The sequence below is a fragment of the Parabacteroides sp. TM07-1AC genome (assembly GCF_003480915.1).
In the GTDB taxonomy this organism is placed as follows: Bacteria; Bacteroidota; Bacteroidia; order Bacteroidales; family Tannerellaceae; genus Parabacteroides; species Parabacteroides chongii.
On the sequence record NZ_QUKD01000015.1, the window covers coordinates 38,205 to 51,400 of the forward strand.

The following is a 13,196-nucleotide window of genomic DNA, read 5'->3' on the forward strand; positions in this document are numbered from 1 at the left end:
ATTGGGGTAGGTCATATTCTTTTTGCAACACCTTCATAAATTGATTATCTTAAATTCGGATTGATGTCTTGTTCTGATTGAGGAATAGGCCATCTATAATCCTGATTGTTGCGGAAGGCACGTGTGTTGACATACCATCTTCCATATTTGTCTACTTCCCCGTTTTTGTTCGGGCTTGTCCTAATGGAACCGGGGAATGGTGCTCCATAGATATCACCTTTTAAAACTTCATGGGCAATACCCCAGCGAAGCAAATCCCAGTATCTGATTCCTTCCATTGCCAGTTCGATCCGACGTTCATTGCGTAATATCGGGCGGAGTCTATCCGGATTTGTTTCCGTGACCGGAGGCATGTTTACTGAAGCTCTCCCTCTAATCTGGTTGATAGTTGCATCCAGAAGGGACTGGCTGATCGCTTCGCCAGCTTCCAGCTTAGCTTCCAGATAACTGAGCAATACCTCTGCATAACGTATGATAGGCAGATCTCCACCATAACTAAGTACATTCCCGGTGTAGGTTTCATCCATATATTTTCTCATCAGGAAACCGGTTTGCGTAGTTTGCCCGCTGCCGATACGATCGGATCCTAATTCAGAATCAGGGTGACAGTTGTAGATGCCTCCCCTGAAAGGTGCACCGTTATACAATATCGTGTAATCCAGTCTGGGATCGCGGTTCTCTCCCAAATTATCAGGGTTGTATAGCGGGCTGTCATAACTGAATGGTGTGCCATCTTTAAAAGGATAAGCTTCAAACAGATCGGCTGTGATATTGATCAGGCACCAACCTCCTTCTGTCCGGGAGAAGGCATGCTGCGGCAGTGCACTTCCTGCCATATCCTGTAAGTACTGCATAGAAAAGATATTTTCCGAGCTTCTTTCATTGGACTGAAGGAAAATGGATTGATAATCCGGGTCGATTTTATTATCCCCGTATGAGATGATCTCTTCGTATGCCTTTGCCGCTTCCGGATATTCTTTTGTAGCCAGGAAAGTTCTACCCAGAAAGGCTAAAGCAGCCTGCTTGCTTGCACGTCCGGCCTCGTCCGATTTCAAATCTTTAAAACGGGGCAGATCGGCGGCGGCTTCTTTAAATTCCTGTGTAATAAAAGAAAGGATATCTCTTTGGGAAGTTTTTTCTACAATATTCGCTTCATCACGTGTCAGCACTTTGGTAACTAAAGGTACATCTCTAAAGAATTGTGACAGGTAGAAATATTGGGTCGCCCGTAAAAAGCGTGCTTCGGCTTTGAATCTGGCTACGATTTCCGGGGCGGAGTTCAGGTTATCTATTCCTTCCAGAAAATAGTTGCAACGGGTGATTTTGGAATATGAGTTACTCCAGTAGTTTTTGATAAAAGCATTATTAGGCATAAGGGTTCCATCTGTCATTTTATGAAAATTGGAACTGGAGCCGCGTCTGTCGTATGCATTATCAGTCGGAAATTCAAAAAAGAGCAAACCGCCGTAAGACCACCAGTCGCCGGGACTATACTCAGCAGCATTGAAACTGATACTTCCCCGATATAGTCCGGTGAGAGCCAGTTGAGCATTTTCTTCATCTGTCCAGAATGCGTTCTCTGCATATTTATCTAACGGATTTCTTTCCAGATCGCAGGAAGTCAGTAAAGAGAATACTGCTATTACATGTAAAATTATATATTGTATGCGTTTCATATCTATTAGAAATTAAAGTTTACACCAAATGTATAAGTCGCCAGGATCGGGTAATATTGACCTCCGGTATTGATTTCCGGGTCCCATCCTTTTCTGTATTTATTCCATGTTAATGGATTTTCAGCCTGTACATAGATTCGTAATCCTCCGAGTTTTGCCGCTTGCATGAGTTTCTTTGGCAACGAATAGCCCAATTGGATATTTTTTAACCGGATATAGGAAGCATCTAATATCCAGAAATCGGATGTTTGGATATTCGGACCGATCGTATTACTTAACTCTTCCAATCGCGGGTAAGCCGGATAACGTGTCGGATTAGCCGGATCGAAACGTCCTTCGGCCTGCCATACCTGAACATTTCCGTTCTGTCTGAAAGCATAACCTGCATAATTTTCCAGCAATCCTTTTACGCCGGCTACTCCCTGGATCAGTACTGAAATATCAAAACCTTTGTATTCTGCTCCTAGATTCAGGCCGAATGTGAATTTAGGAATACGTGAACCTAATGGAACACGGTCGTAATTCGGATCGATCACGCCGTCGGGAACTCCGTCCGGTCCGCTTATATCCTTATAACGGATATCGCCTGGTTGAGGTTTCGGAGTTACTTTACTCTGATCATACCACGCATCAATATCTGCCTGGTCGAGGAATACACCGTCAGTCAAATATCCGTAATACATTTGTATAGGCTGACCTATAAATAAATTACTACCGTTACCGACCATACCATTCAACTGTTCGACGTTACCTACGCCAAGGGTTAACAATTTGTTCTTAATGACTGTCAGGTTTGCATTGACATTATAGGATACTTCACCGATCTTGTTTCGGTGGCCTATTTCAAACTCCCACCCCTGGTTTTTTAGTTTACCGGTATTCATCTCCGAAATCTCAAGTCCCAGGATAGAAGAAACACTTCCGCTGGGTTTATATAGGATATCATATGTCTTTCTGTAAAAATAGGATACGTTGAAACTTAATAAACCATTCCAAAAGATACTTTCAAATCCACCGTCGATCGTCTCAGTCTCTTCCCATTTGATGGTTGGATCAGTAGCTGTTTTAATAGCAGCACCCTGGCTGAAACTTTCACCGAACGGAAAATTCTGTCCTAACTCATAAACAGACTGGTACGGATAGTTGCCGATATTCTGGTTTCCTAACCGTCCCCACGACACTTTCAGTTTCAGATTGGAAATCCAGTCGAGTGATTCATGGTCTTTCATAAAATTTTCTTCAGAAATTCTCCAGCCTCCGGCTATGGAAGGGAAGAAGCCATATTTTTGATTTTTAGGGAATCTGGAAGAACCATCATAACGTAATGTCGATTCTATTAGGTATCGTTCATCAAAATTGTATTTAACACGACCAAATATAGACTGTATAGCCCAAGCGTTACCTCCACCAGATGATTTTTGATTATCCGGTGAGCCTGCATTTAGGTATGGTAGGTCGTTTCCTGGAAACTTGTCTCTTGATCCTTGTAAATCAGTGTAATCCTGTTGTTCCCATGAATAACCTGCTAAAACTCCAAAACTGTGTTTATTGATTGTTTTATTATAGTCAGCAGTTGCCTGAAATGTTTTATAGATGGTTTTTGTCATTTTATGTGTCAGCATAGAAGGACTAACTGATAAATCATCTGCAAGTTTCATTGTAGAACGATAGGTTCTCTCTTCTCCGTTTGTATATGTGTAGGCTCCTATAGCTGATACTTTTAAATCGTTTATCGGTGTATAATCGAGCCGGATGTTGGCATTGACTGAAAACTTAGGATTTGTGTAGAAAGATGAACTTTTGATCCAGCCGGGAGGTGTTCCGTTCAGGTCACGTCCAACCCCGAATGTGCCGTCTGATAAGACGCTAGGCCAAATGCCCGGATGACGAAGGGCAAATTCTATAATTTTCATCATATTATCTGTTCCGTCTGTTCCGGGTCCTGTCGGCTCATTTCTTTCTCCGTACACTCCGGATAGACGGGTAGTCAGTTTCAAACGGGGGATGATCTCATTGATCAGATTGACGCGTGCATTGTATCTACTATAATCATTTTTTTCTACAAGTCCATTCTGACGCATGTAGCCGAAAGAAACCATATATTTATTTTGTGCATTCCCTCCGTTTAAAGTCAGGTCATGCCCAGTCTGAAAACCTTTTCTGGAAAAGACTTCATCCAGATATCTGCTGTTTGAATAATGGTCCGGATCACTTCCGTCTTTTAATTTCTGTATTTCGCTGGCAGTGTAGACTTCTCTTCCTGTCGCTTCATTGTATAATGTCGCATATTGCCAGGTGTCGATAAATTCCGGTAATTCAGTTGCCGTATTGAAACCGGCATATCCGTTGTAGCTAACTGATATTTTACCTTCTTTACCTGTTTTTGTCGTAACAAGAATAACGCCGTTGGCAGCTCTTGAACCATAAATGGCAGCAGTCGAGGCATCTTTCAATACGGATATGCTTTCCACATCTTCCGTATTAATGTCATTCAGTGAACCGGGTATTCCGTCGATCAGGACCAGCGCATCCGATTTGTTGTCTTCTCCTCCGAAAGAGCCTACGCCACGTACACGGATTTCTCCGCCACCTTGGCCGGGACGTCCCGAGCGTTGGATAACAGTGACACCTGACATTTGCCCGGTCAGTGCATTGGAAAGCATCGGACTTGAACGATTCTGCAATTTTTCACCGTTGATCTGGGCGATGGAACCGATTACATTTACTTTCTTTTCAGTGCCGTATCCAACAACAACGACCTCGTCCAATGCTTGTGAATCTTCGTTTAACTGGACTGTCAGGTTGGTTTTGTTACCATCAACTGTTATTTCTTTTGTTTGATAGCCTATATAAGAGATTTGCAGTCTGCTTCCCGGAGGAACTTCCAGTGTGAAAGAACCGTTCAGGTCTGATATAACCCCGTTCGTGCTTCCTTTGACAATGACATTGGCACCGATGATAGGCTGGCCTGTTTCATCCAGAACAATACCTGATATCTTTTTAGATTCATTTTTAGAGGAAGTCGCGGCAGATGTGATGATGATATAGTTTCCTTCAATCCGGTAAGTAAAATTCGTACCTTTTAAAATGTCAGCCATGACGGATGACAGATTTTGATTGTCGAAATTCTGCCCAATTTTCCTATTGACATCTAATTTTGTTTGATTGTAGGAAATACTCAAGCCACTTTGTTTCTCTATCTCCCCGAATACATTTAATAATGTTTTGTTATTTCCGGAAATCGTGATTTTCTGATTCTGCCCAATACATATCATTGTAGTAGAGAAGGTTAACAAGGCTAAAAGGAATACTCTACGGAATTTTGTGAGCATTTTATAACTCTTTTGATTGTTTATTTTCATACATTTGTAAATTAATCAATGAATATTAAATTTAAGATCCCTAAGATTTTAAGTGTTGAGTTCTTGATTTCGGGGGTCCGGGAATGGTGTCGCAATTATTCTCCGGTCCCTTTTTTTGCATCTTATTTTGCTCCTTTCTTCTTTAGTGAATTGATAGTGATTATATTGTCTTCTATATGATAGTTCAATCCGTCCACAGTCAGAGTTAGAATCTTCATAACCGTATTAATATCTTCATTCTGACGGAACTTTATGGTGTATAGATCCTGGGTAAACAGATGTGGATTGATCACGAAATCTATCGCATAATTTCGTTGGATACTGGCCAGTATCTCTTTAAGTGGCTGATTGATAAAAACTAGTTCTCCTTTTATCCAACTGGAATAATGAGTGGCATCGATATGTCTTTTTTCAAACATGTCTGTTTTACTGTTATATTCCAATTGTTCATCAGGGGATAAAAAGAATGCATTTTCTGTGTTATCAATTTTATTGACCTTAACAGCCCCGTTTTCAAGAGTCGTTGTAATCCTGTCACTTTCAGAGTAAGCCTGTATATTGAATTTTGTACCGAGAGCTTGTACTCTCAGGTAACTTGTACTGACAATGAAAGGATGTTTGGGATCTTTTTTTACAGTGAAGTTCGCTTCACCTATTAGAAAGAGAGTACGAGTATCTCCTTTAAACTCTTTCGGATAGATAAGGATACTTCCCGAATTAATATTTACTTTTGAACCGTCGGGGAGTGTCAGTTCCTGCTTTTCCCCTTCCGGTACAAAGCATTGGATCAGTTCCTGATCTGATTTGTTGTGCTGGATATACAGGTATGAACCGACCATGGATAATAATGGAATGATCAGGATTGCGGCAATTCTCAATAGTTTATATGACAGACTATACTGTTTCTGTGGAGACTTCTTTAATCCTATTTTTTCTTGTGTCGCTTTCAGTGAGCGGTAAGTTTCTGCCGTAGCTTCCGTCGGATATTCTTCCCAAATAGAAAAAAGTACTTCTTCCTTTTCTTTCTTTTTGGAAGGAGCGATCAACCAGTGCCATACCTTATTCCGGAGTTCCGGATCGAAAGTGTGATTGACCAGATTATGTAATATTTTATATGTTTTCGACATGTGTGTATGCTTTCCGTTTACTATAGGATACGTGAAGCGGGAAACACACACGGTCAAAAAGAAACTTTTTTCAAAATAATTTTAGATGATATTTCCCCAATAAGTGATTATAAAGAAACCGATAAGCTTGCGGATGTCGGCCAGTGCCAGCGTGAGGTGATTTTCGACAGTCCGTTTACTGATTACGAGCCGTTCTGCTATTTCTTCGTTGGATAATCCTTCCATACGGCTCATTTGGTAAATCCGTTTTCGTTGAGACGGCATTTTTTCAACAGCAATAGAAATGAGGTATTCCAGCTCCTTTGCATATATTTCTTCTTCAATGCTGTCATTATTAGTAGGGAATAATAAGGAACGCTCGGTCTGCTGTTCCTGATAGTCTTTAAATAACAGACTACGTTCGATATGGCGGAAAACGGTATTTTTTGCTATGCGGAACAGATAAGCGTTCAGGTTATCGATACAGGTTAACCGCTCCCTGTTTTGCCACATGGATACAAAGATATCCTGCGAAATATCCTCAGCCTCTTCTCCGTTTTGCAGGATTCCGCTGATGAATCCTTTTATTCGTGGAAAGTAATGCAGGAACAATGCTTTGAATGCTTGTTCATCGCCCTTGCTGACAGCTTCTATGTATCCTTTTTCGGTGGCAGAATCCATTATGATGTTTGTGATTTCTTTCTTGTGACAAATATACGATAAATATTGGTAAGGCAACTTTATATTTTTTTTAGGAATTTGTTTTGTGATTGAATAATAAGGTGTACTTTCGTGGATAACTATAATATTATGGATAAAGACTTCAATTACGATTTACTGCCGCATGATTTTGCACATTGTCTGAATAACACGTGTAAACTGGCCAATGAGTGTCTTCGTTGTAGAGCAACACAGTATATACCGGCGGAACGCAGAACGGTTACTATCATTAATCCGGCGCAAACTAATCCTGCAAGTGAAGAATGTCCCTTCTTCAAGCTCGACCAGGTACAGCAATTTGCTTTGGGTATGACCAATTTGTTGGCACATATACCCCATAACGATGCGGTTGTTATCAAACAGCAGATGCTGGCTTATTTCGGACGGACACATTTTTACCGCCTTTGGCGTAAAGAACGTTTTTTCACTCTCGAACAACAGGAATATGTTCGCCAACTATTCCTTAAACGAGGTCTTCAGGAGGCTCCGGTGTTTGATGAATATGTTGGACAGTACGAGTGGTAAAAACTAGATGCTTAAAAGTGTTTCACCCTAATGGAACAACTGTTTCTTCGTAATGAAACAAGTGTTTCACTAGGGTGAAACAAAAAGGTAGTGTAGTTTAACGATTTTAGTTGACTACTTTCTGTCCAATCTATAAAAAGGGTTGACTCGGTTTATAGTTAGTAATAAAAAGGGTTGTTCCTTTGGCTGTAATAGTATTTTCCTTTCTTGAATAATGAGCATGAATGATGAATCTTAAATAGAGAAAAGATACGGATGTAACATACGACAGAGTTCTCTAAGAACTGTGTCGTATGTATATTTACCATTATACTGTTTCTCTGTCACTTATAATGACTGCTCAATAACAACAAACCTGTTTTTGACTAAATTTTCATTTAGTTTGCACAATCTTTTATTATGCGTAAGTTAACATATATTGTATCGACAAGTAGGGATTAAATGCTGTATTTGTATTTAAATTGTTAAAATATTAGCTTTTTATTGCTTTTTTGACGTAAAATAACGATATATAATAAAATATTAATACTTTTGTCGAAAGTGTTTAGTAATAGAGTTCTTAGAGAACTATGTCTAAAGATTTAAGAAACGCCAAATTCTAAGGAACTTTTACTAAGCTTTGTATTAGAAAGAGTGTAGATTAATTTAATTTTTGTGTGTTTATGGTGAAAAAATCAAAAATGGCAAAAGTTCTGCTGCTTTCCGTTTTGTTTGGAACGACGGGATTAGCCAGTGCAGCAGTAAATCCATTTATTTCTGCTTCGACGATAGCACAGCAGAATGGAAAACTAACAGGAGTTGTGAAAGACGACATGGGACCCGTTGTTGGTGCATCCATCGTTGTTAAAGGTACTACAAATGGTACAATCACAGATATGGATGGTAAATTCTCTCTCGATGGTGTGTCTAAAGGTACTGTGTTGGAGGTCTCTTTTGTAGGTATGGCTACGCAGACAATCACTTGGGATGGTCATAGTGCGTTGAACATACAGTTGAAGAGTGACACTCAAGATCTGGATGAGGTTGTTGTTGTTGCTTATGGTACAGCAAAAAAGTCTTCATTTACAGGTTCCGCATCAGTTGTCAAGGCCGAGCAGTTGGAAAAGATTTCCGGTTCCGGCTTTGTTGAGTCGTTGCAGGGTATGAGTGCTGGTGTAAATGTGTCTAATAATGCAGGAACCCCAGGTGCCGATCCGCGAATCCAAATCAGAGGTATCGGTTCTATGTCCGGTAAGACAGTGCCTTTGTATGTTGTTGACGGTATGCCCTATGATGGCGCATTGAATTCGATTAACCCTTCAGATATTGAATCTATGACCGTGCTGAAGGATGCTGCCGCTTCTTCCCTTTACGGTTCACGTGCTGCAAACGGTGTAGTTGTTATCACTACGAAGAAGGGGAAACAGGGAAAGCCGACAATCAGTTTCCGTGGATCCTGGGGTACTTCCGACCTGGCTGTGCCGCATCCAACCAAGGCTGATCCTTATCAGCAGATGACTACTGTTTGGAGATCTATTTATAACGACCAATATTATAAATATGGTAAGAGCATGCAGGAAGCAGGAGATTTTGCTTCTCAGACTATGCTTTCGCGCCACGTCGTACCCCGTATAAATTCAAAAGGAGAGACTGTTTATGTCACACCGTTTAAATGGATAGGTGATGTTTCCAAATACGTGTTGCATGATGGTCAGGGTAATTGCTGGGCCAATCCTGATTTGGAGATGGTTTGGGACGAAAAGGACTACGATTGGTATGATGCTGTTTTCGATAAGAAACTTCGCCAGGAATATGGCTTGGATTTAAGCGGGTCAAGTCAGAATGGCAAAACGCAGTATTTTACTTCTCTTGGTTTCCTGGATGACAAGGGATATGCGAATAATGACTTTTATAAACGTTATTCATTCCGTGCGAATGTAACTTCAGAAGTCAACAGCTGGCTGTCGATGGGAGGAAACGTAGCCTACTCGTATGCCCGTAAGAATACGAGGGGATACGGACGTGCTTTGGTATTCTCCAATACGATGAACTCTCCTTGGTTGCGTAATGCAGACAACACAGCTTGGTGTGTTTCAGAGAAAACAGGTGAACGCATGTATGACTATGCTAATAATAACGCATATTTCTTTGGAGAGAATCCGGTAGGTCGAGGTGATTACTGGAATAATTCGAATGATGAAAGTTTTAACAGCAGCGAGTTCTCAACGGTGTCTGCTAAATATTTTGCAGAAGTAAAACTTCCATTTGACTTGAAGTTTCGTACAGGTGTTAATTTGGATGATAACACAATGAATGAATATGGATATGATTCTGCTATTCATGGTGACGGCGGACAGCTTGCCCCTTATGGCGTGACAGTCAAGACAAACGGTGGTTCGGCTACGCGTAAAACAACAAAGACAACTTCCATAACATGGAATAACCTGTTGACTTGGGATAAGACATTCGGCGATCACAATCTTAATGCGATGCTTGGCCATGAGTATTACCACTTCAATCAGCAGTATACGGAAGCTTACGGTGAAGGCATCATGCAATTGGGACAATATGAATTGGCTTCAACCACAATGAACTGGAGCAATACTTCAAACCGCATACGTTATGCATTGCTGTCATTCTTCGGTAAACTTGATTATAACTATGCGAATCGTTATTATCTGTCTGCTTCTTACCGTCGCGACGGTTCTTCCCGATTCAGCAAGGATAGTCGTTGGGGTGACTTCTTCTCTGTTGGTGGTTCCTGGCGTATCTCCAAAGAAGCGTTTATGGAAGGAACGAATGACTGGTTGGATAACTTAGCGTTGCGAGCAAGTTACGGTACTACCGGTAATGATAAATTGTATAGTAGTGGCAATGAGATTTGGTATGCTTATCAGGCTTATTTTACAAGTGACAACCTGTATGGTATGCCTGGCTACAAGCCATCGACGATTGCTACTCCTAATTTGAAGTGGGAAAGAAACAAGCAATTCAATGTTGCCGTCGACTTCAGTTTCTTGAGTCGTTTGAGCGGTACCGTTGAGTTCTACACTCGTAATTCTGCCGACTTGCTTTATTATAAAGAATTGCCTCTTTCTGCTCAGGTAGGTGATGCAAATGGTATCAATACTAATTTGGGCAATGTTAGGAATCAAGGCGTTGAAATTACCTTGAACGCTACTGCAATAAAGAATCGTGACTTCGAATGGACAATCGATTTCAACTTCTCAACTTTGAGCAATAAGGTTACTTATTTGCCAAGCGGTCCTTACAATTATTCATCCCGTGCGGGTTATCGTATGGAAGAGGGTAAATCATTGTATGAATTTTATATGCCGAAAAATGCAGGTGTCAATCCGGAGAATGGTAATATGCGTTATTGGATCAGAGATGGCAAGGACGGCTGGAAAACAACCGAGAATTTCTCTGATGTGACTACTGACGATTATCAATGGTTGGGCTCTTCCATTCCTAAAGCTTTCGGATCTATCACCAATAACTTTAAATGGAAGGACTTCGATGCTTCCATGATGTGGTATGCTTCTTTCGGAGGAAAGATTTTCGACTATGGATGGTTAGAGGGAACAACTGTTCGTAATGGTTGCGGTCTTTTCTGGGATCAAGTCGAAGGCAAGGTTTGGGAGAAACCGGGTGACGAAGCATTGTTCCCCCGTTGGTCAGGAGATGATTATTCAAGCACACGTAAAACAACGGATTTTTATCTGTTCAAAAACAACTTCTTCCGTTTGCGTAACCTGACTGTCGGTTATACTCTTCCAAAAGCATTGACTGAAAAATTACATTTGTCTCATTGCCGTTTGTATTTGACGGGCGATAATTTATTTACATTAGGTTCTGCGGCTAAACGTCATACGGATCCTGAAACAGAAATAGATGGAGACAACTACAATGGTAACTCAGGCGGTATACAAACAGCAAGACGTGTATTCATGGGTGGTATTCAAGTTTCATTTTAATTAAAGTAAGATTTCGATATGAAAAAGATATATAAAACATTAGGGGTTCTTCCTTTAGCCTTCTTGATGTTGTCGTTAGGTAGTTGTAACGATCAACTTACGACGGATGATGCTCAGAGAGTTTCTTCAGAAACTGTACTTTCAAGTACGACAGGATTGAATATGGTGTTAAGGTCGGGGTATTACGGACTATTGTTGGGTGGTAGTTCTTATTACGACCAGGTGACAGCTAACTATACAGGTATGCCTGGTTTGGCTATGCATTATGATGTAGGCGGTTCGGACATTCTTTGTACTGGTAATTATGGCGGTGCTCCGGATGCATCTTATAAATATCTTCAGGATCGTACACTGGCTACAGGTCATGCTCACTATTTGTGGAGTAAAATGTATAAGATCATCAATGAGGTGAACCAAATACTTGATGCGCTTCCTGACGCTACAGGCAGCGAAGAGGAAAAGAACAAGATTGAGGGACAGGCGTTGGCTATGCGTGGTATCAGCTATTTTAACTTGATTGTCAATTACCAGCAGACATATGCTATTGCTAAAGACAAGCGAGGGGTTATTTTGCGTACTTCAGCCAGTGATCCGGATGAAATGGGATTTTCCACCGTGCAAGCATGTTATGATCAGATCGTAAGTGACTTGAGCGGGGCTAAGGCTGCTTTGTCAGGTTTTAAGCGCAGTGAAAAATGGGAAATTGATGCAAATGTGGTTTCCGGTATCCTGGCACGCGTTTATCAGGTTATGGGAAATTGGCAAAATGCGCTTGCCGAAGCTTCGTCGGTTTATCAAAACTATGGTACACTTATGACGAAAGAGGAATGGTATGGCGGCTTCGACGACTTGGTGGCTAATAATTGCCAGGAGTTGGTTTGGGGCGTTAAGTTCACCAACTTGAGTAACTTGTCTACTTGTACATCATTCAATTTCTGGTATAATCAAGACCCCAGTTATGGTGAAGGTATGCAAGACGGTCCGATCTACAACTTTATAAATTTGCTGGTAGACCAGAAATATGTGGATCTGTTTGATGAAACAGATTACCGTGGAGCACGTTGTGACAAGACGGCTGGTGTAACAGATGAAGATGAAAAGGCTGTGATGTTTTGGCATCGCACAGGTAATGCCGATCCTGAAATAAATACAAAATGGGCTTACAATAAAATAAAGTCTTATGGTGATGGCGGTGGTGCAAAACAATCGCATTCATACGATATTGATTTTCCATTGATGCGCGGTTCGGAAATGTTGCTTATCATGGCTGAGGCAGAAGCCAACTTGGGTAATACGGGACAGGCTTTGACTTATCTGAATACGCTTCAGGCAGCTCGTGAAGCCAAACTGACTACTGCTGCCGACAAGCAAACATTACTAAATTCTATCTATGTGGAGCGTAGAAAAGAGTTACTGGGTGAAGGTTTGACCGGTATATACGACCTGCTTCGCTTGCAACAGCCTTTGGTTCGTTATGGTTCTTCTGCTTCTAATCCGGGAGGACACTTCGCTTCCGGTTTGGGTAATTTGGATGGTTATAATGGCTCCGATGTGGAACCGAAAGGTACATTGCCTTCAAACGATTATCGTTTTATCATACAAATTCCTCATAAGGAGTTTTCTAACAATTCCGTAATCAGTGAGGCTGATCAAAACCCGTTCAGTGGGCAATAAAGTACATGGCAAATAGCATGCTCGCTAACTAATATAAAAGGACTGTCTATGAAATATTGGGCGGTCCTTTTACTTTAAAAATATCCGGAGAACAAGTATTGACTCATTTCCTCTCTGATTTTGGATAGAGGAGTCCAACTTATTTCGTATCTTTGTGCTCTGTTAGCGAGAGGGTAA

General features: G+C 41.1%; 7 protein-coding genes. 3 read left to right on the plus strand and 4 right to left on the minus strand.

Annotated features, from left to right (window positions below; all coding sequences use genetic code 11):
- Window positions 1–44: 44 nt before the first annotated feature.
- From DXD68_RS22665 to DXD68_RS22680, 4 genes are all read right to left on the minus strand, one after another.
- Window positions 45–1,676, minus strand: coding sequence for a RagB/SusD family nutrient uptake outer membrane protein (locus DXD68_RS22665; RefSeq protein ID WP_122363731.1), 1,632 nt, complete (start codon window positions 1,674–1,676; stop codon window positions 45–47).
- 5 nt (window positions 1,677–1,681) lie between these two features.
- On the minus strand, window positions 1,682–5,038 hold the full coding sequence (locus DXD68_RS22670) for a TonB-dependent receptor (RefSeq protein ID WP_122363732.1): 3,357 nt from the start codon (window positions 5,036–5,038) through the stop codon (window positions 1,682–1,684).
- Between the two features lie 122 nt (window positions 5,039–5,160).
- Window positions 5,161–6,165 (minus strand): FecR family protein, encoded by a 1,005-nt coding sequence (locus DXD68_RS22675; protein WP_122363733.1) that lies wholly within the window; start codon window positions 6,163–6,165, stop codon window positions 5,161–5,163.
- Window positions 6,166–6,246: 81 nt separating this feature from the next.
- On the minus strand, window positions 6,247–6,825 hold the full coding sequence (locus tag DXD68_RS22680) for an RNA polymerase sigma-70 factor (protein WP_122363734.1): 579 nt from the start codon (window positions 6,823–6,825) through the stop codon (window positions 6,247–6,249).
- A 111-nt stretch (window positions 6,826–6,936) separates the two neighbouring features.
- On the opposite strand from DXD68_RS22680, the gene DXD68_RS22685 reads away from it, so the two are divergent.
- The 3 genes from DXD68_RS22685 (at window position 6,937) to DXD68_RS22695 (ending at window position 13,019) form a co-directional block, all read left to right on the plus strand.
- Window positions 6,937–7,389, plus strand: coding sequence for a DUF6078 family protein (locus DXD68_RS22685; RefSeq protein WP_233577281.1), 453 nt, complete (start codon window positions 6,937–6,939; stop codon window positions 7,387–7,389).
- Between the two features lie 680 nt (window positions 7,390–8,069).
- Window positions 8,070–11,345 carry a SusC/RagA family TonB-linked outer membrane protein gene (locus DXD68_RS22690; protein ID WP_233577283.1) on the plus strand — a complete coding sequence of 1,092 codons (3,276 nt, stop codon included), beginning with the start codon at window positions 8,070–8,072 and terminating at the stop codon, window positions 11,343–11,345.
- Window positions 11,346–11,363: 18 nt separating this feature from the next.
- Window positions 11,364–13,019, plus strand: coding sequence for a RagB/SusD family nutrient uptake outer membrane protein (locus tag DXD68_RS22695; RefSeq protein ID WP_122363737.1), 1,656 nt, complete (start codon window positions 11,364–11,366; stop codon window positions 13,017–13,019).
- The last annotated feature ends 177 nt before the right edge of the window (window positions 13,020–13,196 follow it).